22 protein-coding genes are annotated in these 22,410 nt (G+C 34.7%); 9 read left to right on the top strand and 13 right to left on the bottom strand.

The annotated features are described in order from the left end of the window. Window positions 1–19: 19 nt before the first annotated feature. Both LOK78_RS14200 and LOK78_RS14195 read right to left on the bottom strand, forming a co-directional pair. Window positions 20–1,216, bottom strand: a complete 1,197-nt coding sequence (locus LOK78_RS14200; RefSeq protein ID WP_232395599.1) for an MFS transporter — start codon at window positions 1,214–1,216, stop codon at window positions 20–22. 147 nt (window positions 1,217–1,363) lie between these two features. Beyond that, entirely contained in the window at window positions 1,364–1,825 is a 462-nt protein-coding gene (locus LOK78_RS14195) for a nuclear transport factor 2 family protein (protein WP_232635343.1), read from the bottom strand. A gap of 122 nt (window positions 1,826–1,947) precedes the next feature. On the opposite strand from LOK78_RS14195, the gene panB reads away from it, so the two are divergent. From panB to LOK78_RS14180, 3 genes are read left to right on the top strand one after another with little or no spacing between them, the layout of a single operon-like run. Further along, window positions 1,948–2,766: a 3-methyl-2-oxobutanoate hydroxymethyltransferase gene (gene panB / locus LOK78_RS14190; protein ID WP_053972027.1), complete on the top strand. Its 819-nt coding sequence runs from the start codon at window positions 1,948–1,950 to the stop codon at window positions 2,764–2,766. 57 nt (window positions 2,767–2,823) lie between these two features. Then, window positions 2,824–3,180, top strand: a complete 357-nt coding sequence (locus LOK78_RS14185; protein ID WP_232635342.1) for a four helix bundle protein — start codon at window positions 2,824–2,826, stop codon at window positions 3,178–3,180. Window positions 3,181–3,206: 26 nt separating this feature from the next. After that, a complete protein-coding gene (locus LOK78_RS14180) occupies window positions 3,207–3,914 on the top strand; it encodes an RluA family pseudouridine synthase (protein WP_232635341.1) in 708 nt (235 codons plus the stop codon). Here LOK78_RS14180 and LOK78_RS14175 read toward each other — a convergent pair. Next, window positions 3,877–4,767, bottom strand: a complete 891-nt coding sequence (locus LOK78_RS14175) for a sensor histidine kinase (RefSeq protein ID WP_232635340.1) — start codon at window positions 4,765–4,767, stop codon at window positions 3,877–3,879. The two genes, LOK78_RS14180 and LOK78_RS14175, sit on opposite strands and share 38 nt — an antisense overlap. Window positions 4,768–5,605: 838 nt before the next feature. Here LOK78_RS14175 and LOK78_RS14170 point away from each other — a divergent pair. Further along, the gene (locus tag LOK78_RS14170) at window positions 5,606–5,797 is read left to right on the top strand and encodes a hypothetical protein (RefSeq protein ID WP_232635339.1); all 192 of its coding nucleotides are present in this window, start codon (window positions 5,606–5,608) and stop codon (window positions 5,795–5,797) included. Between the two features lie 85 nt (window positions 5,798–5,882). Here LOK78_RS14170 and LOK78_RS14165 read toward each other — a convergent pair whose 3' ends face one another. From LOK78_RS14165 to LOK78_RS14155, 3 genes are read right to left on the bottom strand one after another with little or no spacing between them, the layout of a single operon-like run. After that, window positions 5,883–6,629 carry a hypothetical protein gene (locus LOK78_RS14165; protein WP_232635338.1) on the bottom strand — a complete coding sequence of 249 codons (747 nt, stop codon included), beginning with the start codon at window positions 6,627–6,629 and terminating at the stop codon, window positions 5,883–5,885. An 8-nt stretch (window positions 6,630–6,637) separates the two neighbouring features. Then, on the bottom strand, window positions 6,638–6,979 hold the full coding sequence (locus tag LOK78_RS14160) for a hypothetical protein (protein WP_232635337.1): 342 nt from the start codon (window positions 6,977–6,979) through the stop codon (window positions 6,638–6,640). Between the two features lie 45 nt (window positions 6,980–7,024). Next, the gene (locus LOK78_RS14155) at window positions 7,025–8,563 is read right to left on the bottom strand and encodes a YifB family Mg chelatase-like AAA ATPase (protein WP_232635336.1); all 1,539 of its coding nucleotides are present in this window, start codon (window positions 8,561–8,563) and stop codon (window positions 7,025–7,027) included. A 94-nt stretch (window positions 8,564–8,657) separates the two neighbouring features. Here LOK78_RS14155 and LOK78_RS14150 point away from each other — a divergent pair, with 94 nt between their 5' ends. After that, on the top strand, window positions 8,658–10,127 hold the full coding sequence (locus tag LOK78_RS14150; protein ID WP_232635335.1) for an SLC13 family permease: 1,470 nt from the start codon (window positions 8,658–8,660) through the stop codon (window positions 10,125–10,127). Here the strand turns inward: LOK78_RS14150 and ade are convergent, their stop codons facing one another. The 4 genes from ade to pabB form a co-directional block, all read right to left on the bottom strand. Beyond that, on the bottom strand, window positions 10,128–11,750 hold the full coding sequence (gene ade / locus LOK78_RS14145; protein WP_232635334.1) for an adenine deaminase: 1,623 nt from the start codon (window positions 11,748–11,750) through the stop codon (window positions 10,128–10,130). Window positions 11,751–11,835: 85 nt separating this feature from the next. Beyond that, window positions 11,836–13,833, bottom strand: a complete 1,998-nt coding sequence (locus tag LOK78_RS14140) for a protein-disulfide reductase DsbD family protein (protein ID WP_232635333.1) — start codon at window positions 13,831–13,833, stop codon at window positions 11,836–11,838. Beyond that, a complete protein-coding gene (gene tilS / locus LOK78_RS14135) occupies window positions 13,833–15,161 on the bottom strand; it encodes a tRNA lysidine(34) synthetase TilS (protein WP_232635332.1) in 1,329 nt (442 codons plus the stop codon). The genes LOK78_RS14140 and tilS overlap by 1 nt, the downstream gene beginning before the upstream one ends. 50 nt (window positions 15,162–15,211) lie before the next feature. Further along, window positions 15,212–16,507 (bottom strand): aminodeoxychorismate synthase component I, encoded by a 1,296-nt coding sequence (pabB, locus tag LOK78_RS14130; RefSeq protein ID WP_232635331.1) that lies wholly within the window; start codon window positions 16,505–16,507, stop codon window positions 15,212–15,214. Window positions 16,508–16,855: 348 nt separating this feature from the next. On the opposite strand from pabB, the gene LOK78_RS14125 reads away from it, so the two are divergent. Together LOK78_RS14125 and LOK78_RS14120 are read left to right on the top strand one after the other, a co-directional pair. Then, a complete protein-coding gene (locus tag LOK78_RS14125; protein ID WP_232635330.1) occupies window positions 16,856–17,737 on the top strand; it encodes an aldose 1-epimerase family protein in 882 nt (293 codons plus the stop codon). A gap of 96 nt (window positions 17,738–17,833) precedes the next feature. Next, entirely contained in the window at window positions 17,834–18,424 is a 591-nt protein-coding gene (locus LOK78_RS14120) for a hypothetical protein (RefSeq protein ID WP_232395582.1), read from the top strand. Window positions 18,425–18,452: 28 nt separating this feature from the next. Here LOK78_RS14120 and LOK78_RS14115 read toward each other — a convergent pair whose 3' ends face one another. Continuing rightward, window positions 18,453–18,875 (bottom strand): MotA/TolQ/ExbB proton channel family protein, encoded by a 423-nt coding sequence (locus LOK78_RS14115; RefSeq protein WP_232635329.1) that lies wholly within the window; start codon window positions 18,873–18,875, stop codon window positions 18,453–18,455. Window positions 18,876–19,060: 185 nt separating this feature from the next. Between LOK78_RS14115 and LOK78_RS14110 the strand changes: the two genes are divergently transcribed. Next, on the top strand, window positions 19,061–20,107 hold the full coding sequence (locus tag LOK78_RS14110; protein WP_232635328.1) for a sensor histidine kinase: 1,047 nt from the start codon (window positions 19,061–19,063) through the stop codon (window positions 20,105–20,107). A gap of 2 nt (window positions 20,108–20,109) precedes the next feature. Next, window positions 20,110–20,826 carry a LytR/AlgR family response regulator transcription factor gene (locus tag LOK78_RS14105; RefSeq protein WP_232635327.1) on the top strand — a complete coding sequence of 239 codons (717 nt, stop codon included), beginning with the start codon at window positions 20,110–20,112 and terminating at the stop codon, window positions 20,824–20,826. Between the two features lie 10 nt (window positions 20,827–20,836). Here LOK78_RS14105 and LOK78_RS14100 read toward each other — a convergent pair whose 3' ends face one another. Further along, window positions 20,837–21,547, bottom strand: a complete 711-nt coding sequence (locus LOK78_RS14100; protein WP_232635326.1) for a TlpA family protein disulfide reductase — start codon at window positions 21,545–21,547, stop codon at window positions 20,837–20,839. Further along, entirely contained in the window at window positions 21,544–22,293 is a 750-nt protein-coding gene (locus LOK78_RS14095; protein WP_232635325.1) for a hypothetical protein, read from the bottom strand. The genes LOK78_RS14100 and LOK78_RS14095 overlap by 4 nt, the downstream gene beginning before the upstream one ends. Window positions 22,294–22,410: the final 117 nt, after the last annotated feature.

The following is a 22,410-nucleotide window of genomic DNA, read 5'->3' as shown; positions in this document are numbered from 1 at the left end:
AATAAGATTCCTTGTTTTCTTATCCAAAAAATTTTCTCTTTCGAGCCACGAACAAAATTGAGAAACAAATCAATCCAATTACCAAGTAGCCTGAGGCTATCCCAAGCTGAATTGAAGGTTGAAGGATAGCCACAAGTGCATAACTTATAGCCGATGTAATAATAAAAGTCACTCCCCCTACTAAACCACTGGCAATACCTGCAGCATTTGGAAAACGACTTAAGGAATAAGTAAAATAATTATTAAACAGAAAACCCGCTGCCAAATGTACCAAAAAAGCAAATGCCACCAAGGTAGCTAAATTGGACAACCAATAAGAACTCACCAACATCCCAACAATCACAAACAACTGCATACTATTGGCAAAACTTAACTTTGGCATAAATGGTTTCTCTATTAAAAATCTACCCGCAAAACCACCACACATCCAAGCCAATCCCATTACCAGTGAGGCATAACCCGTAACTATCGGCGAATAGCCTAATGAGTGCTCAATAATAAAAGGACCTGTAAGACTGTAAAAAATCACAATCCCATAACTTAAACCACACATCAGGATTGCTGTAGAAAAATCTGGTGTCCTAAGCATGCTTTTAAATTCAGATACCAGGAAGTTGGGTTTAAATGGTCTAAACTCTTTAAGCGTTTCCCCAGAAAAAAACACTTCTAGGACAAAAAGCACTACACAAAAAATGGCCAAGGCTGTAAAGTTAGCTTGCCAACCAAAATGTTCTTGTAAATATCCGCCTAAAAATGGGGCGATAATAGGTCCCAAAGACCATACAATTGTCATGATACTTAAATAATGTCTGCGTTCTTTGCCCTCATAAACATCAACAAAAAATGCTCTTTTAGCTACCACTACGGCTCCTGATAAAATTCCATGACAGACTCTCATAGCATATATCACATAGATATTTTCTGTTTTGGCGGTAATATAAAATGTGATGGCAAACAACAATAAAGACCAAGTAGAGAGGCGATATCTTCCAAAAGCATCAATTAAGGCCCCAGCAAAAAACTGCGTCACACCATAACTTACTAAAAAAATACTAATAGTTAATTGAATGCTGGATTCAGGTAGATTTAAAGACTCCGCCATACTAGGCATGGAAGGAATATAAATATCAGTAGCTAGACCAGAAATGGGCACTATAGCAAAGGCCAAAATAGTAGCAATCAACTGGTGACCTGCTTTTAGGGATTTATTCAGCATTGGTTTTAGGAAAAATAAGCGGTAAAATTAAAGCATCTTTCCTTAATGTAGTAGTTATTAACAATTAATTAATCCCGTCAATCAATACAATGTCATGAATAGAATAAAAAAGGATATCCTCATTCAAACAAAATATTCCCAAATTTTTTAATCCCTACACCCTTGCTTCCTTCTTGTATCTATTAAATAAATGATTTTCCAATCACCGTCCTCCTGAAATAGTTGAAACGAATTAACTCCACAATGACTAAACTGTCCGTTGAACCAAAATTCATAAGGTGTCCAGGCATGAGCCATGTTGCCATCTACTTGAATTTTATAATCCAGCAATCGTTCATCCCATTTTTGGTCAGCAGGACGATTACCTATGGCTAGGGTTAATTCCTTAAGCTCTTCTGTTAAAAGTTTGTCCTTACCTTGGCGATCTTTGACAGCCGTCTGTAGAACTATTTTATCGCTCAAAACAGACTTCATCAAAATGGTGTCCCCTTTATGGAAACCTTCAAAAAATGTGTCAATTGTTTTTTTTACCTCTATCTCAGGATTACTAGTTTGCCCAACTGCAACTGAAACAACTAAAAATGCTATGTAACGTAAAAATCGAATCATATAAAAAAGTATTGAGAAAACTAAAATAGTAGAATGTGACTTTCATTCTTATGAAATATAGAAAAGTTTAACACAGAACCCATGCTATTTTATTAATTTTACAACCCTTAAAATACATATCTATGTCTGTCGCAAAAAAAGAATACAAGCGCGTTACCGTTAAATCTATTCAAGAGATGAAAGAACGTGGAGAAAAAATCTCCATGTTAACGGCCTATGATTACACCATGGCCAAAATAGTGGATTCTGCAGGAACAGACGTAATCTTGGTGGGTGACTCTGCTAGTAATGTCATGGCCGGTCACGAGACCACCTTACCTATTACCCTCGACCAAATGATCTATCATGCCTCATCAGTCATACGTGGTGTTGACAGAGCCTTGGTCGTTGTTGACCTCCCTTTTGGGTCCTATCAAAGTGATCCTAAGGAAGCTTTGAGATCGGCTATTAGAATTATGAAAGAAAGCGGCGGACATGCAGTAAAACTGGAAGGTGGTAAAGAAATAAAGGAATCCATAAAACGTATTTTAAACGCTGGAATTCCTGTCATGGGCCATTTGGGTTTAACACCTCAATCCATTTATAAATTTGGAACCTATACCGTAAGGGCTAAAGAAGAGGAAGAAGCTCACCAATTAATTACAAACGCTAAAGCACTTGAAAAAATGGGATGCTTTGCGATTGTTCTTGAAAAAATCCCAGCCAAATTAGCCAAACAAGTAGCTGAAGAGTTAACTATTCCCGTTATAGGTATTGGAGCTGGCAATGGTGTTGACGGACAAGTATTGGTGGTACATGATATGTTAGGAATGACCCATGAATTCAATCCAAGATTTTTAAGAAGATACCTTCACTTATATGATGAAATGACCTCTGCCATCACACAATATGTAGATGATGTTAAAGCTCTGGATTTTCCAAATGAAAATGAGATGTACTAGATTAGACAAGTTAGATTTATAGAAAAACAGATCATTAGATAGCTTAGAGATTTAGACATGCACAGATTTAAGGAACTGGAAATTTGGAAAAGAAGTAGAATCTTTTGTTCAAATGTTTATGATTTAACTTCCAAATTTCCACAATCTGAAACCTTTGGCTTGACAAATCAATTACGAAGAGCATCGGTATCTTTGCCTTCAAATATAGCTGAAGGTTCATCTAGAACTTCCAATAAAGAGTTTTCTAGATTTTTGGAAATAACCCTAGGGTCTGCCTATGAAATAGAAACCCAACTTTTAATTGCGTTTGATTTAAATTTCATCGAAGAAACTGAAATGGATGATTTACTAAAGGAACTTCAGGAAATCATCAAAATGGTTTCAAAATTCAAAACCGCTCTAAAACAAGCATAGATATCTAAAAGGTCTAATAATTCAACATGTCTAACAAATCTAACAGATCTAACAAAGACAACCTTCAAATACTTTTTGAAGACAACCATATCATTGTTGTCAACAAACGGGCAGGTGATATCGTGCAAGGGGATAAAACTGGTGACAAGCCCTTAAGTGAGGTAGTAAAAAGCTACATCAAGGAAACATACAACAAACCTGGAAATGTCTATCTGGGTGTCGTACATCGCTTAGATCGTCCAACTACAGGCATAGTGCTTTTTTCAAAAACCAGTAAGGCCCTACCCAGATTAAACAAACTGTTTGCCGAAAAGGAGGCCAAGAAAACTTATTGGGCCTTGGTGAAACAAGCACCACAAAAAAGTTCTGACAGATTAGTTCATTGGTTAAAAAAGAATCCGAAGAATAATAAATCAACAGCTTTTACAAAAGAAATTCAAGACGGCAAGAAAGCCATTTTGAATTATAGAACTTTAAAGACTCTTGATCACTACACGCTTTTAGAAGTTGATTTGAAAACGGGACGCCACCATCAAATTCGGTCACAATTGGCAAGCATTGGTTGCCCTATCAAGGGAGATTTGAAATATGGTTTTGACAGAAGCAATCCGGATGCGAGCATTCACCTTCATGCCCGAAAACTTGAATTTGAGCACCCTGTTAAAAAAGATTGGGTAGTTATTGAAGCTCCCCTTCCTAATGATCCACTTTGGCAGGCTTGCCAGGGCAATTAACCGAATAAATCAAATTTAATTGACTGCCTTGACCGGGTTGAGATTTTAAATCAAATTTGGCTTGAATCAATTCTGCCCTACTTTTCATATTCAAAAGTCCAGAACCCTTCTCGATAGTAGACATATCAAACCCTTTACCATTATCACGTGCCTGAATAACCAAATTATCATGTGAATAATCAAGATGAACATGAAGTTCCTTGGCTTCAGAGTACTTGACTGAATTGGAGAAAAACTCCTGTAATATCCTGAATAAAATGACCTCATGCTTTTTGTCTTCAAGCGGTTTAACCTCTCCAGTCACATCAAATTCAACCAAATCAAACTTCATTTTCCTCAATCTTTTTACTTCATTTCTAATAGACTTCTCTAATCCCATATTCAACAAAGCTTCATTGTTCAAGGACTTTGATAACGCCCTTACCTCTTCCAAACTCTGCTTTATGATCTCTGAAGTTGCCTTAACGGTTGGTTTGATTTTTTCGTCAACCTTGGCGTTGAGCATATTCATTTGCATGTTGGCGTAAGCTAAAAGCTGTCCAACATTATCATGCAGTTCCCAACCAATATTTTTAAGAGTTTGTTCTTGAATTTCGGTTTGGGCTTGCTGCATTTCCTTATCAAAAGCTTGCTGCTGTTTAATTTTATCAATCAACAATTGATTTTTACGCCTTTGGAACACTATGAAGAATAGAATAAAGAGGCTTGTCAATAAAACCACTACTCCAATCATATAACCAATTAAATAGCGTTGGGCAGGTGTAGTCACTGGTCTTTGTTCGGCTTGCAGTAAATTAGTGCAAAACCAAAAGTAGAATACATAAAAAAATTTGCTGATAAATAGATTTGCCATTTTAAAATAATAAAGTTCCAATCGGCGGTTGTGAAATACGCATTATAAAAATTAAGGGGTGAAATAATTAACCACCAAATTAAAACAACGGTACTAATATAGAAATTAATTGATTTATGAAAATATAAGATACTCTCAGATTTCAACATTTCTACGAAATACATTATTGCACATAAGATAATAATAAATGAAGCCAAAAGAACCATTGGGGTGTACAAAGGCCTCGTGAATAAGTGCTTGATGTTGAAAACATAGTAAATTAAGAAAAAGTCAACTAAAATTAATGTCAAACTCCAAATGATCCTCTTAAATCGTTCTGTTTTCAAAATCTTCCTGAAATAAAACGAATAAAATAAAGCACTCCCCAACTTCCAAAAAATATTAAATAACCAATAATTAGTTTCAATTAAAGTTCCATGTAATTTCTCCCTAACCTGACTCAAAAAGGCATATTTAACTAAATATGAAGGATAACTACCTATCAATTCTAAAGCGGCCACGGCTATTAAAAAATAGATAAAATACTTAACATCACTATCTTTAAACTTTTTAAAATTAAAGATGGCAATTAAAGCAGCTATAATCTCAACTGATCTTGTTAGAAATGCATAATTTTCTTTGAAGAATTCTTCCAAAATTTTTAAAGGTAAAGCTCTGTAATTATCAATTATCCTTAATTCGTGGTTTACAAAAAATCAAGGCAAATGTAAACGACAGGTACACCATCACGTTTATTATTAAATAGATTGGCAATTGTAAGGTAATACAATCTGTATCATCAGTATGAAAGTACTCATTAAAGAAATTTACCTGGGTACTAATTAACCACCAAATTAAAATGACGGAAATAATATATAAATTTAAAGATCCACAAAGTAAAGAACCCTACAAAAATGACCCGACCAGAAGACATAAATTCCAAAATCACATGAGAAAATTGAGTAAACTGCCAACTATTATCTCTAATAAAGCTATGTCTATCAAAAAAGAAAACGACCATTTGGTGTTATCCTTTTTTATATTCTTTTAAGTTAAAATACCAGTGAATGCAGCTAAATTTCCACACCACTGGTAAAAAAAAACTGTAATACCCCTCCAAGAATTCCTTCAACCTGTTATGCATTGGGAGAAATATTTTCTTTGAGTTGACTTTGCGGCTTACATCTAATCAAAGCAATAATAAAGGTTAAATACAATAAAACATTACAAAACAATATCAAAAACTTTCTAAAATCCACAAAAGCCCGATCTGTTGTATTGTAATATATTTGATAAAAAGTAATTGGTGTTCTAATAAGAAAAAACACAAAAAATGCAGCCGCCACATAAAAATGAAAGGATTTATAAAAAGCCATGATTTTTTCACTCATTAAAATTTCCGAAAAGTAAAGCAAAACGCATAACATGATTTGAATCATACCTCCAACTACAATTACTATATCAGTATCATTACTGTAATAAACTTGATAATTGAATAGTAAGCTTAAAACACTTATCAAAAAAAATAGAATTCCTCCATATTTAATAATACTCTTAAACCTATTGTTCTCCAACACCTTAAAAAAGTAAAAGGTTAAAAAAAGTGCACTTCCAATGTGCCAAAAAACAGTATACCAAAGTAAATTCTCTTCAAAGATGGTGTCATTGGTTAATGGAGGTATCCATTGCAGCCAAGAAATTTCCTCCGAATATCTAGGATAATAACCTAAAAGTTCAATAAATACGATATAAATTAAAAAATAAATAAAATATTTAACTAAGGAATTTTTAAACTTTGGATAAGATAGAACCGCCGTTAAACCGGCCATAACAATTATACCTTCATTAAAGAAATAAAAGTTATTTAGAAAAAATTTACCCATTCTTCGTTTTATTGTGGATAATTTGCATTTGGTGGATCACCAGGATCACCTCCATTGAGTCCGTCAGCTCCCGGAATATCACTATTACTGCCATTTGAACTTTCTGTTGGTACCATAAAAACGGTTGATAATCCACGATCTGATTCTGCCCCTAGATAAACCCTTACTCCATTCATACTACCATGTGCACTTTTAGCGTCATCTATAAACCCTTGTAAATCATCTAAATCGAACCATACCGATCTATTATCTGGAGTTGTTGTAATTTGATTTGAAATTAGCGTATGCCTAGAATCATAAGCCGAATCAAGCGCCCTCGCTTGAGTTGGAGAAATCTTTCCGTTGTACATAATAAATTGATTTTATAAAATTAATTAATAGTTTACTTGTTTGGTTTATCCCAACCAACCATCCCTATCCAAGCTTCGGTATTGAATGGCTTCTGAAATATGTGATCCTTGAATATCATCTGCGCCTTCCAGATCTGCAATTGTTCGGGCGACCTTTAAAATCCTGTCATAGGCTCGTGCCGACAGATTGAGTCGCTCCATGGCTGTTTTAAGTAGTTTCTTAGAGGAGTCATCTAATATACAATATTTTCTAATTTGTTTGGTCCCCATTTGGGCATTATAATGAATATGATCAAAAGCCTCAAAGCGGCTCGTCTGAATTTCCCTAGCCTCAGTAACCCGTTTTCTGATATCTACCGAAGATTCTCCCTTTCTGTCATCAGATAATTTATCAAAAGGCACTGGAGTCACTTCTATATGGATATCGATTCGGTCTAACAACGGCCCTGATATTTTACTCAAATACCTTTGCATTTCAGCAGGAGATGACGTTACCGGAGCATCAGGATCATTAAAATAACCTCCCGGACTGGGATTCATACTCGCTACCAACATAAATGAAGATGGATAAGTCACTGTAAATTTAGCTCTTGAAATAGTAACCTCCCTATCCTCCAACGGCTGCCTCATAACTTCCAAAACGGTACGTTTAAACTCTGGTAATTCATCCAAAAACAGAACACCATTATGTGCCAAGGAAATCTCACCCGGTTGGGGATAAGTCCCTCCTCCTACCAAAGCTACGTCTGAAATCGTGTGATGCGGACTTCTAAAGGGCCTTTGAGCCATTAACCCTGTATGTTCCTTGACCCGTCCAACAACTGAATGAATTTTTGTAGTTTCCAAAGCTTCATGCAGGGTCATAGGTGGTAAAATACTAGGCAAACGTTTAGCCAACATGGTTTTACCCGCCCCAGGTGGACCAATTAAAATAATATTATGTCCTCCAGCAGCAGCTATTTCCATACAACGCTTGATACTTTCTTGTCCTTTGACATCGGCAAAATCATGTTCCGGAAAGTCTAAGTTTTTGTAAAATTCTTCTCTAGTGTTAATAATAGTTTGCTCAAGAGACTCCCCTTTATCAAAGTGATTTATGACCTGCTTAATATTTTCAACACCATAAACATTTAAATTATTGACTATAGCAGCTTCCTTGGCATTTTGAATAGGAAGAATAAAATTTTTAAACCCTTCTTCCCTTGCCTTTACAGCTATAGGCAAAGCTCCTTTTATGGGTTGCAAGGAACCATCTAAGGACAATTCCCCCATAATTAAATATTCCTCGAGATTTTCAGTTTCAATTTGATTGGATGCCGCTAGAATTCCAATGGCCAAAGTAACATCATAGGCACTCCCCTCCTTTCTTAAGTCGGCCGGGGACATATTAACAATTATTTTCTTTCCTGGAATTTTATACCCATTGTTTTGTAGTGCCGCTGCGATTCTAAAATTGCTTTCCTTAATCGCATTATCTGGTAAACCAACCAAGTGATAGCCAATGCCACTATCAACGTTCACCTCAACGGTTATCGTAGTAGCTTCGACACCAAAAACTGCACTTCCAAAAACTTTTTTAAGCATCCTTTCAAGTTGGTTTGTTTAAATGTAAGAAAAATATGCTGATTATAAATTCAATTAATTTCACTAATATTACCTCAAATCAATTTTACACCAAATGAATACCACCAAACGATTAGGTTTTATCTTAGGTCCTATATTGTTTACTGTCACTAAATTATATTTTCACCCAACCGGATTAAATGACGAAGCCAATGGTGTTTTAGCTACAACGTTATGGATTGCCGTTTGGTGGATAACCGAAGCTATACCTATAGCAGCCACAGCATTGCTTCCCATCATTTTATTTCCGCTTAATGGAAGTTTAGACATTGGAACCACGACAGCTTCTTATGGTCATAAATATGTATTCCTTTACATGGGAGGCTTTATCATTGCTATTGCTATTGAAAAATGGAATCTGCACAAACGAATTGCCTTAAATATTATAAACATCATTGGGTCCAACATCCGAAAGATTATTTTGGGTTTTATGGTGGCCACCGCTTTTTTATCCATGTGGATTTCAAATACGGCAACTTCTGTAATGATGTTACCCATTGGAATGGCCATCATCCATCAGTTAAAAGATAATCCCCAAACATTAAAAAATGAAAATGATCTTTTTGGCAAAGCTCTGATGCTAGCTATAGCTTATAGTGCATCCATCGGTGGTTTAGCAACTTTAATTGGTACGCCACCCAACCTTGTTTTGGCGGGTATTGTAAAAAGTACCTATGACTACGAAATCACTTTTTTACAATGGTTTTTGTTTGGCTTCCCCATATCTGTTCTACTCATATTTATTTGTTGGAAATATCTCACCAAAGTAGCTTTCCGCTTTGAACAAAAAGAATTTCCTGGCGGAAAACAAGAAATTAAAAGGCTTTTGAGTGAATTAGGAACCGTATCACTTGAGGAAAAATGGGTAACATTTGTATTTGGCGCTACCGCTTTCTGTTGGATTACCCGCTCTTTTTTATTGCAAAATTGGTTCCCCAATCTAGATGACACCATCATTGCTATTTTCTTTGCAATTATCCTATTTATCCTGCCCACAAGTAAACCGGGCTATCGGTTAATGACATGGGAAGATACCAAAAAACTACCCTGGGGCATCATCATTCTATTTGGTGGTGGGATGGCTCTAGCCAAAGGTTTTGAAAGTAGTGGATTAGCATTATGGATTGGAAACCAAATGACGTCTTTAGTGGGTGTCACAACCATCATTTTAATCCTATTACTCATAGCTGCCGTGAATTTCTTAACGGAAATCACATCCAATTTAGCTACCACTGCCATGTTACTACCTGTTTTGGCTCCCATGGCTCTCACTGTAGATATACATCCTTTTGTTCTCATGGTAGCTGCGGCCGTGGCAGCCTCATGTGCTTTTATGCTACCTGTGGCAACACCTCCAAACGCAGTGGTATTTGGTTCTGGGTATTTAAGAATTCCGGATATGGTAAACAAAGGATTGATTATGAATCTTCTTTCCATAATCATTCTGACTCTTTTTGTTTATTTTTTACTTCCTGTTCTGTGGGATATTGATATTGTTGGTTTCCCAGATAACTTCAAAAAATAATCAATCGGAATACACCGAAGTAAACTGAAAGGCATTACCATCAAAAAGTCCTTTATCACTGAGTTTTAAGGATGGTATGACTAATAACCCCATAAAGGATAAGGTCATAAAAGGAGCTGAAAGTTGGCTACCCAATTCCTTAGCTTTTTTATCTAATTGTTGGTAGGTTTTCCCAACTGCTTCTGCATCTTGATCGCTCATGATTCCGGCCACTGGCAAAGGCATTACCCAACTATCCTCTTCCAAAACAACACAAATACCACCTTTGTTTTCAATGACCGTATTGACAGCTCGACATAAAGAAGTATCATCGGCTCCTACCGCTATGATATTATGAGAATCATGACCTACGGAACTAGCTATCGCTCCTTTTTTTAATCCGAAGTTTTTAATAAATCCCAAGGCTGGATTGTCATTTTGATAGCGATTAACAACGGCCATTTTCAAGACATCATTTGAAATATCGGAAATAACGTTATCATACTTAACTAAGGGTTCCTTGATAAGCTCTCGCGTTACCAATTCGCCATCCAAAGCCTCAATGACCCTTATTTTATCAGAATTATGAGGAACAATAAAATCGGACACCAACTTTTTACTTGCTTTAAACTGGTTTGGTTTATCAAAATTAACTGGGCTAATAAAAGATTGGCCATTTTCACTCACCAACTGTCCGTTGATAAAAGTTTGCAAAACTTTAAATTCCTTGAGATCTTCTACGACTATAAAATCTGCCGAATCACCCAACTCCAATAATCCAACATCCAAATCATAATGGTTTACAGGATTCACACAAGCCATTTGAAGCACTTTAAACACATTCACTCCTTTCTTTACAGCTCTAGCACAAAGTTGATTGATATGCCCTAACAACAAATCGTCAGGGTGCTTGTCATCACTACAGAACATCATGTTCTCAAAATGGTTTCCAACCAATCCTATCAAAGCCTCAAAATTCTTGGCTGCGCTTCCTTCTCTAATCAAAATCTTCATACCTTTTTGAAGTTTCTCCAAAGCCTCCTCTTGAGTAAAACACTCATGATCTGTTGAAATTCCTTCTGAAATATATTTTGAAACTTGGTCGCCTCTTAACCCCGGTGCATGACCATCTACTGGTTTATTATAAACCTTGGCCCAATGAATTTTTTTAAGTACTTCCTCATCATCAAAAATCACCCCCGGGTAGTTCATCATTTCGGCCAAATATTTGATATCAGGATTTGAAAGCAATTCCTTTATGCCTTGGGAATCAATGTTGGCTCCCGAAGATTCAAAAGTAGTAGCAGGGACACAAGACGGAGCACCAAAATTGAATTTGAAAGGTGTCTGTTTTCCGTTTTCAATCATAAAATGAACACCTTCCATTCCTAAAACATTGGCAATTTCATGAGGATCTGAAACAGTGGAAACCGTACCGTGGTTTACTGCAACTCTAGCGAATTCACTCGGAACCAACATAGAACTTTCAATATGGATATGGGCATCCACAAACCCAGGAAGAATATAGGTCTCAATATCATGATCCTTTTCTTCTACAGCTTCTATTTTTCCTTGCTCAACGGTAATTTCACCTTTAAAGATTTTTCGGTTTAAGATATCTACAATATTTCCTCGTACAGTCATCCCATGATTTTTAGTAAAGCTAACATTTTTCCATAAAAAAAAGCGACCCAGTCTAAGGATCGCTTTTTGTTTATGACTATTCGTTCTATTTATCTCCTTTAAAGGCTTTGACACCATCCACTAACCAATTATAATACTCCAAAGGATCTGGCGTGTATCCTACTGGCAAACTGATGTCATTACCTTCGGTATCCTGTAACACATATAATGGTTGGGCATTGGTGTTATATTTTGTTTGTTGATATTCCAACCATTTTTGCCCAAAAGTTCTAATGGTGTTTCCTGAAAATTCTGACTCGTATTGCTCATCTTTTGGCAACTTGGTTCTATCATCTACATAAAGCGAAATTAGAACCACTTCGTTATTTAAAACGCCGAAAACACGATCTTCTACCCAAACCTGTTCTTCCATTTTTCTACAGTTTACGCAAGTAATTCCAGTAAAATCAAGCATTACAGGCTTATTAACCGATTTGGCATAAGCCAATCCCGTTTCATAGTCATGAAATGCAATTAAATCTTGAGGTCCTAGATGAGCACCTTCTGGCAATTCTTTCATAGCTGATTTTGAATCCAGTTGAGTCGTTTGCTTCTTAGTGTAACCTACACCATATGGCGATTCACTATTGGTAGTTAATGGTGGTGGGAATCCACTAATTAATTTCAAAGGAGCTCCCCACAATCCAGGAACCATGTAAAGCGTAAATGCCAATGCTATGATTGCTAAACTTAATCTACCCACAGAAATATGCTCCATTGGTGAGTCATGTGGCAATTTGATTTTTCCTAATAAATACAATCCCAAACAACCAAAAATAGCAATCCAAATAGCCAAGAAAACCTCTCTTTCCAAGAAATGCCATTCCAACACCAAATCTATCATAGAAAGGAACTTAAAGGCAAAAGCCAGTTCTAAAAAGCCTAAAACTACTTTAACGGTATTAAGCCAGCCTCCTGATTTTGGCAACGAATTTAACCAACTTGGGAAAAAAGCAAAAAGAGCAAATGGTAAAGCTACAGCAGATGAAAATCCTAACATACTCATTACTGGGGCAATTCCACCTTTTGTCGCGGCATCCAATAATGCTGTTCCGGCAATAGGAAATGTACATGAAAATGAAACAACCGCTAATGCCAAGGCCATAAAGAAAATTCCCATAATACCTCCTCTGCTTGCTCCTTGATCTACCTTGTTTACCCAGGAGTTTGGTAACATAATTTCAAACGCTCCCAAGAATGAAAAAGCGAATAAAACCAAAACTATAAACATTATAGAATTGAACAGCACTCCTGTAGAGAACTCATACATGGCATTACTACCGAATAATGCCGAAACGGCAGTTCCCAAAAGGGTGTATATGACAATAATAAAAAATCCATACAACAAGGCGTTTCTAATTCCTTGACCTCTTGTTTTACTTTGCTTTGTAAAAAAGCTAACGGTCATTGGGATCATTGGGAACACACAAGGTGTTAACAATACCAAGAATCCGAGAAAAAATGAAGTAAAAAATATTGATAGCAGGCCATCGCTTTCTTCTGAACTGTCTGTTTCTGCTTGCTTGACAACCAAACCTTCTTCTTGTGGCTCTTCAAAAGTCACCTCAGATTCAGAGACTTTTTTAGCTTTGGTTAAATCAAAGGTCATATTATAAAACTTGTAAATACACCTAGCATCATCACAAGCTTGATAGGAAATTTCAGAATTGATGGTTTCCAAATCCTTATTAGTCAATTCTATTTTTTGTGTAAATGTGGCTTGGGAATCAAAAAAAGTCATATCCATTTCAAATACTTTATCATATTTGGTAATGGACTTACTTTCTGAGGCTTTTCCAACCAATTTAAAATTGTTTGCCATTTGGATGGAGTCATATACAAACTCTGTTGGTAATGCTCCTCCCTCTGGTAAATTTTGAGAATAGAGATGCCAGTGATCATCTATATCCGCTTGGTAAACCAATTCGTATTCTGTTTCTGAAATTTTATGGACTTCACCACTCCATTTGACGGGGTCCAAAACTTGTGAATTAACTTGTAGGGCTGTTATAAAAAATAAACAAGCAGTTATGAATGACTTCATTAGCAAAGCTTTATTTTAAGTATTTGTTTTGTTGTTTTAGTTACTTTAAACCTATTGTCTGCTCTTAAATTGATGACCCAAACCACATCAGGTCCTGAACAGAGTAAATAGATATTTTCCTTAGTTCGCAAAGATAGCTTTTCATCTTTTAAAAGCTTGCTTATTTTCTTTTTTCCTTGCATACCAAAAGGGTAAAAATAGTCGCCTTTTTTCCATGGTCTTACTGTCAAAGGAAAATTTAACAAATCTTTATCAACATAGATAGTATCTTTGGTTGCATCACTTATTTCACCTACTAGACCCATAGAAATTATACCTAGATCTGTTATGATTTCAGTACCAAGTTGGGATGCTTCTATACCCATGGTTTTTCCTTCACTTTTGGAAATTTCTGATAGTATTAAGCGCTCCCTATCCCTTAGCAAAACATAATCTTTTGAAAAAATTTGTTTTCCTGTTTGGGCATCCAAAAGCGCCACCATATCATTCCAATTTGAAAAGCCATATTCCTTGAAAACTTGATATAAATAGGCCTTAGGGTTTGATAAGGATTTTAACTTCTCTATGTTGAATTGAATATGATTTGGTGAAATTTCATCTGCCACATGTTCCAAAATATCATCAATCTGGTCCTCAATAATTAACTGGCTTTCCTTTAAATGTTCTTGGGTCTTATTGAAATTCTGAAGGAACTCCGGATTAATTTCCTTAAGTAAAGGAACCACATGATGTCTTAATTGATTGCGCACATATTTATCTGAAGCATTGCTACTGTCTTCTCTCCAAGCAATATGTTCTTCTTGGGCATAAGTCTCTAAATCTGCTCTAGAAAAATTCAAAAGCGGTCTTACCACCTTGCCATTCACACTTGGTATTCCAGTTAATCCATCAAGTCCCGTTCCACGAGAAAGATTAATCAAAAAAGTTTCTAGATTGTCATCAGCATGATGAGCAGTCAGGATATAATCAAAATTGAAAGTATTAGCTAATTCCTCAAACCAATGATATCGAAGCTCTCTAGCAGCCAATTGGGTGGATAGTTTTTGTTCTGAGGCATATTCTGACGTATTAAAACTTTCCAGAAACACCTCCACATCCAAAGTTTCAGCCAATTCCAGCACAAAAGTTTCATCTGCGTCACTTTCGGCACCACGTAAATTGAAATTACAATGCGCCAAACTAATGTTTAATCCTAATTTATAGCTTAGGTGAGTTAAAACCACACTATCTAATCCACCTGAAATGGCGATTAATAGTTTAGCATCCTTTAAGAAAGGAAAATTATCATTGATATGTTCTTGAAACTTTGGGAACAAACTCGCTAACATTTTTCAAATATACAGCATGAAAAGTAAGAATTATGTAATATCGGTTACATTTAACCTTCCAGAACCTCCCTCATGGCCTTGGCTTTTACCAAACATTCCTCATACTCTTTGTGGGGATCACTTTTAGCCGTGATGGCACCTCCCACAGAATAGGATACATATTGGCGACTTTCATTATACAGAATACTGCGAATGACCACATTAAAATCAAAATCTCCATTCGGTTTAAAATAACCTACAGCACCCGAGTAAAGACCTCTTTTCGTTTCTTCATATGTTTCAATAATTTTCATAGCCGAAACTTTAGGAGCCCCTGTCATACTCCCCATGGGGAATGCTGATTGAATCAAATCTACAGAGTTGAGGCTTTCTGGGACTTCAGAAGTAATGGTAGAAATCATTTGATGCACCTGTGGAAATGTATAAACCTCACACAATTCCTCTACTTTCACACTCCCTTTTATAGCTGTTTTGGATAAGTCATTACGAACTAAATCCACAATCATAATGTTCTCACTCCGCTCTTTTTCATCTTTCTTCAATCCTTTTTTCAAAGCTTGATCTTCTTCTGAATCCTTTGACCTTTTGGCTGTACCTTTAATAGGTTGCGAAGTTAATTTACTCCCAGATCTTTTCAGGTAACGCTCTGGTGATGCTGACATCAGGTATTTATCTGAAATTTTTAAAAAGCTAGCAAATGGCGGCTTTGAAATGGCATCCAACTTAAAATATGTTTCTAACGGATTTATTAGGGTCTGTTCGGCATAAAACTCCTGACAGAAATTCATTTCATAAATATCGCCTCTATGAATGTGGTCTAAAATATGAGAAAGCTTATCAAAGTATTCATCCTTATGGATTCTCAACTTGATTCTTACAGGTTCGTCAACTGTATGGTTTGACAAAGTTTCAGAAGTTTGACTGATAGCCCTAAAATCACTTTCAACCTCACCTGCAAACACTTCAGCGTAAAGAAATTCAACTTGCTCTCCTTTGATTAAAATAATTTTCTTTGGTTGAAAAAAATACAAATCGGGAAACTCCAATTGGTCTAAATTATCAGATTTTAGATCCTCAATATCATTTTTTAAATCATAAGTCAAATAACCAAACATCCAATCCTGAATGTTTTCTTGATAAGCCTTTAATTTTTCAAAAGCATTCATACTGTCCGTCTTTAAAAAAGACATGGCATCGACTGCTAGGAGAGCATCATAGCTTGAATATTTCTCAATATAATTGTTTGAATCCAACCATGAAATTTCATTAAACCTCAAACTCCAGTTTAAAAGCTTTTTTTTGAAGCTTTCTAGCTCCTCTAATTGATATGTAACGTGACTTCTCAAGCAACCAATTTATGGTAACAAATTTCAAAATAAATAGGAGAGTCTACAAGTTTAAATTCTAAAAAGAAAAATCCCTTTCCAAAACTTGAAAAGGGATACAATAATCGCTTGTATATCAAAACCTTCCTAACAATAACTTTTTTAACCTAAGTTTTAGCTTTGATTCAATTGATTATTTTTCTTCCAATTATTTAATGACTAAAACGACATTTTAGATTGATTCGTATCTTAATTATCCGTGATACCTTAATTTTACAGTGTAATACCTTTTTACTAATGAAAAAGGTCATTTTGCAAATTACATAAGAAAAACATTTAAACACTGTAAATCAGTCATATTTCGATAAAATGAAGGTTTTAAAAAATAGTTTTATTCAAATTCAGGTCAATCCAGTTGGTGCTGAACTTAGTAGTATAAAAGGTCAAAAATCCCATACAGAATTGATGTGGAGTGGTGATTCCAATATTTGGAATGGGATCTCACCCATTCTTTTTCCCATTGTTGGGGGTTTAAAGAATGACTCCTTCACTCATGACGGTAAAAGCTACCAATTACCTCGTCATGGTTTTGCGAGAAGAAATGACCAATTTACTCTGGTGGAAGAATCAAATTCGAAACTGACATTTTCATTGACCAGTAACGAGGACACTAGAAAAAAATACCCTTTCGAATTTGATTTTTTCATCACATATGAACTAAAGGACAATGAAATAACCATTACCTATAAAACCGTCAATAAAGGGGATAGCAACATGTTTTTTTCCATTGGGGCCCATCCAGCATTTAAGTGTCCCGTTTTTGAAGGTGAAACCTATCAAGATTACGTCTTAGAATTTAACCATGAGGAATCTTCAAAGCGCCAATTGCTTAACTATGATGGTTTGTACAATTTGGAAACCGAACACGTCTTCACAACCCCTAATTCGATTGAGCTAACAAAAGACCTATTCAACAAAGACGCTCTGGTTTTTACAGATTTAAAATCGGATGTGATCACTCTAAAGAGCAAAATTAATGGTGACATTTTGAGTGTTAAATTTAGTGGATGGCCTTACATGGGAATTTGGGCCAAACCCAATGCGCCTTTTGTTTGTATTGAGCCATGGTTAGGGTTGGCAGACCACATTAACACCAATCAAAAGCTATCAGAAAAGCTAGGAATAATTACTTTAAAAGAAAAAGATAGTCATACGGCTTCGTATTCTATTATTATCAACAATAAATTTTAACCTAAAATCGTTTAAATGATACGTTTAGGCTAATGGATTAAATTTTTTAAAAATTCCTTATTATATTAGAAAGGTCATCTCTTGATTCTACTTTAAATGAACAGTTCTATTTTTCAAATATTACCTACATTGGAGCCTTTTGATTATTCCCAACATTTTGAGGGACAATTTAAAGACAAGGAATGGGTATTGATAAATGGGATTAATGACAAGAAAGTAACCTATATATTCAAGCCTAATAACGTATTGAAAATTGTTGATAGCGGAACTACTATCAAAACAACCTGGAGTTTTATTAATTCCAATTTTCTTTCCATTCAAAGTGAAGATGGCATTCAGCTCGTTAAGATTTATTATAAAGGGCAAGATATGATGGTCATGAACCAGAGAGGCTCTGATGACTATGTTATGTTTGTGAACCAAACAAACTATGATGAAGATTTGGAGACTGAAGAAGATTTAAGACGCTTTTTACACAAAAAATATGTGCAAAGGGCTTCTGAACTTATTAAAAAACATCAGTTTTACTACATTCAAAATTCCGAAGAATTTGGACCTTTTACCGTTGAAGAATTAAACATCAAAGTTCAAAAGGATGAGTTGAGTCACCACTGCTTTGTAAGGGATATCAATGAAGACGATTATAGTAGTAGATTACGGATTAGGGATTTACTGAGAGAAATATAAAAAAAGCGATCCTTTGGGATCGCTTTTTTTATTCTACATGACCTGCCTTCTGTAAACTTCTTAAAATTAAGATGCCTATTCTTGAGACTATAAAGACAAAACTTCCGAAAATAGCCGTCAAAAAAGACACTTTGAGTCCGCCAGCAATCATGGCAGAATTCAATTCTTGATTGAATCCTTCTATGGCGTCAAAAGCTTGAACCATCCCTATAATAGAACCCAAGAATCCTAATACCAGACCAAGTAAACTCACATCGCTCACAAGCCTCAAATATTTTTTAACTTTTAAGGGTTCGGTTTTGAGAGCTAAACCTCCTTTTATGATAAAAAAAGCTGCCAATAAAAGACATATTAAGATTAAAGACATAAAAAATGGACCTCCCTCCATAAAACGATCCACAAAAGGACCTGATAAAATAAGTAACATAGCTACACAGATTTTAATATTCATGTTTGTTTGATTTTGTTTAGCAAACTTAAAAGGTAAATCCCTTCAAAAAATAGAATTGCGACCGATGACCAATTTAAAGACGGTTTTAACCGAAATGTCAAATCCCTTCCTAATCTGGTTATTTGTCTACAAAAAAACTTTTGCCAATAAATTTACCTTAATATTGTTAATGAAATAGTGCATTAATGAATTTCCCCTTATTAAAACTCTTAGGTCGTTTCTTTATACACGGCATATTTTGGTGTGGTGTGCTTCTGTTTTACACCTACTTTTTTGGAGTGGGAACGGATGATTTTACTTATGTTCTTTCATTTTCGCTATTCTTAATGCCTATCACTATTGCCGCCACTTACGTAAGTATTTACAAGCTTATCCCGGACTTTTTGATAACTAAAAAATATGGCTTATTTGGTTTATACAGTATTTATACCTTAATCATTTCAGGCTATCTTATTGTACTCTCTGTTATGTTTGGCCTCACTTATTTGTCCAATTTCAACTATGAAAACATGGCCCCAATTAGCAAAAGTCTGCTTTTTGTGATGGTCGCCGTTTATTTGGTAGTGGTCGTAGTAAGTGCTTTCAAACTTCTGAAGTTAAATTTCAGACAGGTGCAACTTAACAGCAACCTTCAGCAAAAAATACTAGAAACCCAATTACAGATTAAAGAGCAGGAGTTGCACTATCTCAAAATGCAAATTCACCCTCATTTTTTATTTAATACGCTAAATACTATTTATGGCTTCGCTTTAAAACAATCTGATGCGACACCAGAAATGATTATCAAACTTTCAAATATCTTGGATTATATCTTATACCAGATCCAGAAACCTAGTGTTCCTATTAACGAAGAGCTATTGCATATACAAGATTATATAGATTTGGAGAAAATTCGATTTCACGATAGTTTATCGGTAAGCTTTGAAAAACAAATCCAAAATGAACATTTGAATATCCCCCCCATGCTCCTACTCCCCTTTGTTGAAAATAGTTTTAAGCATGGTAGCATTATTAATGGAATTTTAAGCATCAAAATAAACATAACAATCCAAGATAAAACCCTTAATTTTTATATCGAAAATAGCTCATTAAATAACAACCAGTCTAAATCTGGTATTGGCTTGGAGAACATTAAAAAACGTTTAAATTTATTATATCCCGATCAATTCGATTTGAATATCAAAAATGAAAACAACACCTTCACAGTCCATTTGGAAATCCATAATCTATAAAGATGGTAAAACCTCATAACATATCCTGCCTAATTGTAGATGATGAATCCATGGCCCGAGAAATCATTAGGAATCATTTATCTAAAATCGACAATATAACCGTAGTTGCCGAATGCAAAAATGCCATGGAGGCGTTCAATTACCTGAATAGCCAGCATATTGATTTGATTTTTCTTGACATTCAGATGCCAGAGATAAGTGGCATTTCCTTTGCCAAATCCATCAATCCAGAAACTAAAATCATTTTTACTACTGCTTTTAGAGATTATGCGGTAGAAGGTTTTGAATTAAAAGCCGTGGATTATCTCTTAAAGCCTATAACCTTTGAGCGTATACTAAAAGCAATCAACACTTATTTTGAGGTTTATTCTTCAATCCCTACCTCAAATAAAAAAGAACCTGAAACCAATCAATTTATGTTTGTACGATCTGATCGTAGAATGCTTAAAATTGATTTTGACGCCATTTATTTCATTGAAAGCTTTAGTGATTATCTTAAAATCCATTTAGAAAATGAGGTGGTGGTAACACGTGAGAACATTAGTACTATGGAAGGCAAATTACCTCAAAAGCAATTTATCAGGATTCACAGATCCTTTATTGTGGCTTTAAATAAAATGGATTCATATACCAATGATTATGTCATTATTCAAAACAAATCTTTAACCATAAGTCGGAGTTATAAAAAGGATGTTTTGGAGGTTTTAGTGCAATATTGATGCGTATTTATTATTGTACCGTAAGCAGTTTTTTTAATTCATCAGGTTGGCTTGGTCTTGGTGCATTTTTAGTAATAACATTACCAAGTTCATCGATTAATAAATATTGAGGAATACTATAACCTCCTTCATACATAGAATAATTATTAGCAAAATGAGATTTAAAAGACTTGTTTGCAAGAAAATGATAACCGTTTAAATCGTAAAACTTTATCATTTCAATCCATTTTTCTTTTTTATCCGCTTCATCAATTGAAATAAACAATTTTTGATAATTGTTTTCTTTTAGAATTTTTTCAATTTTCCTGTTAGATTTAAATTCTTGCTTACAAGGGCCGCACCATGTAGCCCATAAATCAATATAAATCTTTTGACCTTTAAACTTTGACAATAATTCGTCCAGGTTATTAATATTTTCGTTTTCAATAATTGATGCCATGGTTGGCAAATCTCTTTGAATCTTTTCGTGATAATATTTTATTTCATCTATTTCGGGCTCTAGATAACTTGTGTATTTACTATGTGGGTATGAGGTTTTAAAATTCTCAAAGAACTTTATTAGATACTCTTCATAGTTCTTTTGTTTTGTAGAAAAGATAAGATAGTAGGCTAATAATTTTTCTCTAAACTCACCATTTAAATTATTTACAATCAAACTTTCTTTATATCTCTTTATACCTCCATTCACACTTAAATTAATAAGGCTGTCCCTTGTAATCAAACCTTCTTTTTTTGTTCATATTGATTTTTTTCAATAATTACGAATTCAGCATATTCCTTCCAATTAGATGGTAGATTTTTCGTAGAAACAGGGTGCGTTTCAATAGTCTCATTTAACAATTTTTCTAAGCCAGCATTGATTAGATCTCCACTATATGATTTTGACAAAACAATATTGACTATTTTTTCAGCATAACGGTAATCAATTTCGTTTTTAAATAAATTATAAAACGCTTTATCAATAAGGTTTTGGGTTAATAAGGCATCAATTTGACTAATTTCATTTTTTTTATCAAAGTCTATTTTTTGTTTCACCGAAACAGCGGTAGAATCATTTTCATATTTAAATATATCATCTAAATTGTTATTATATGCCCCATGTAAAGTGTTTAATAAATCGTTACCTTTCGCATTATCCCCCTTAAAAACAATTGCTGAATCCAATGCTTTAATTTCATAAGAATGATTAGGCTCAATAATCATTTTCACCCTTTTATCACCTATAACCAATCTTATAACTTCTGGATTGTTTATATCAAGACTACATTTAAAACTACCCTTTTCAATAGTCCTTATAGTATCCCTTTTATTATCCCAAAGAATCATACCTTCTATGGGTCTTATGACCTCAATAAATTCCAAGTTGTTGTCTTCTGAAAATACCACTAATTCTGAAACATTAGTCTTTTCATTGGAGCAGGAACATATTAAAATTGACAAAAAACAAAGGGTAAGAAATCTATTCATTTCAATTGGGTTTTAATTTAAAGTAATTTAAATCTAACCCAATAAAATAAAAAAAGCACCCGTTTGGGTGCTTTTTTTCAAGATTCTGAATCAAGTTCAGAATGACAGTTAATTTTA

Origin of the sequence: Mangrovimonas futianensis (genome assembly GCF_021245805.1) — a bacterium.
GTDB lineage: Bacteria > Bacteroidota > Bacteroidia > Flavobacteriales > Flavobacteriaceae > Mangrovimonas > Mangrovimonas futianensis.
This window is presented reverse-complemented; position numbering and strand designations above follow the sequence as displayed.

What these genes read in the sequence shown, in the direction of transcription:
- ade (WP_232635334.1), bottom strand. Translation starts at nt 11,750, where the DNA reads ATGACTGTACGAGGAAATATTGTAGATATCTTAAACCGAAAAATCTTT.
- LOK78_RS14140 (WP_232635333.1), bottom strand. Translation starts at nt 13,833, where the DNA reads ATGAAGTCATTCATAACTGCTTGTTTATTTTTTATAACAGCCCTACAA.
- LOK78_RS14095 (WP_232635325.1), bottom strand. Translation starts at nt 22,293, where the DNA reads ATGAATAGATTTCTTACCCTTTGTTTTTTGTCAATTTTAATATGTTCC.
- LOK78_RS14160 (WP_232635337.1), bottom strand. Translation starts at nt 6,979, where the DNA reads ATGTACAACGGAAAGATTTCTCCAACTCAAGCGAGGGCGCTTGATTCG.
- LOK78_RS14200 (WP_232395599.1), bottom strand. Translation starts at nt 1,216, where the DNA reads ATGCTGAATAAATCCCTAAAAGCAGGTCACCAGTTGATTGCTACTATT.
- LOK78_RS14185 (WP_232635342.1), top strand. Translation starts at nt 2,824, where the DNA reads ATGCACAGATTTAAGGAACTGGAAATTTGGAAAAGAAGTAGAATCTTT.
- LOK78_RS14180 (WP_232635341.1), top strand. Translation starts at nt 3,207, where the DNA reads ATGTCTAACAAATCTAACAGATCTAACAAAGACAACCTTCAAATACTT.
- tilS (WP_232635332.1), bottom strand. Translation starts at nt 15,161, where the DNA reads ATGTTAGCGAGTTTGTTCCCAAAGTTTCAAGAACATATCAATGATAAT.
- LOK78_RS14195 (WP_232635343.1), bottom strand. Translation starts at nt 1,825, where the DNA reads ATGATTCGATTTTTACGTTACATAGCATTTTTAGTTGTTTCAGTTGCA.
- LOK78_RS14170 (WP_232635339.1), top strand. Translation starts at nt 5,606, where the DNA reads ATGACGGAAATAATATATAAATTTAAAGATCCACAAAGTAAAGAACCC.
- LOK78_RS14115 (WP_232635329.1), bottom strand. Translation starts at nt 18,875, where the DNA reads ATGAATATTAAAATCTGTGTAGCTATGTTACTTATTTTATCAGGTCCT.
- LOK78_RS14120 (WP_232395582.1), top strand. Translation starts at nt 17,834, where the DNA reads ATGAACAGTTCTATTTTTCAAATATTACCTACATTGGAGCCTTTTGAT.
- LOK78_RS14155 (WP_232635336.1), bottom strand. Translation starts at nt 8,563, where the DNA reads ATGCTTAAAAAAGTTTTTGGAAGTGCAGTTTTTGGTGTCGAAGCTACT.
- LOK78_RS14175 (WP_232635340.1), bottom strand. Translation starts at nt 4,767, where the DNA reads ATGGCAAATCTATTTATCAGCAAATTTTTTTATGTATTCTACTTTTGG.
- LOK78_RS14150 (WP_232635335.1), top strand. Translation starts at nt 8,658, where the DNA reads ATGAATACCACCAAACGATTAGGTTTTATCTTAGGTCCTATATTGTTT.
- LOK78_RS14105 (WP_232635327.1), top strand. Translation starts at nt 20,110, where the DNA reads ATGGTAAAACCTCATAACATATCCTGCCTAATTGTAGATGATGAATCC.
- LOK78_RS14125 (WP_232635330.1), top strand. Translation starts at nt 16,856, where the DNA reads ATGAAGGTTTTAAAAAATAGTTTTATTCAAATTCAGGTCAATCCAGTT.
- LOK78_RS14165 (WP_232635338.1), bottom strand. Translation starts at nt 6,629, where the DNA reads ATGGGTAAATTTTTTCTAAATAACTTTTATTTCTTTAATGAAGGTATA.
- panB (WP_053972027.1), top strand. Translation starts at nt 1,948, where the DNA reads ATGTCTGTCGCAAAAAAAGAATACAAGCGCGTTACCGTTAAATCTATT.
- LOK78_RS14110 (WP_232635328.1), top strand. Translation starts at nt 19,061, where the DNA reads ATGAATTTCCCCTTATTAAAACTCTTAGGTCGTTTCTTTATACACGGC.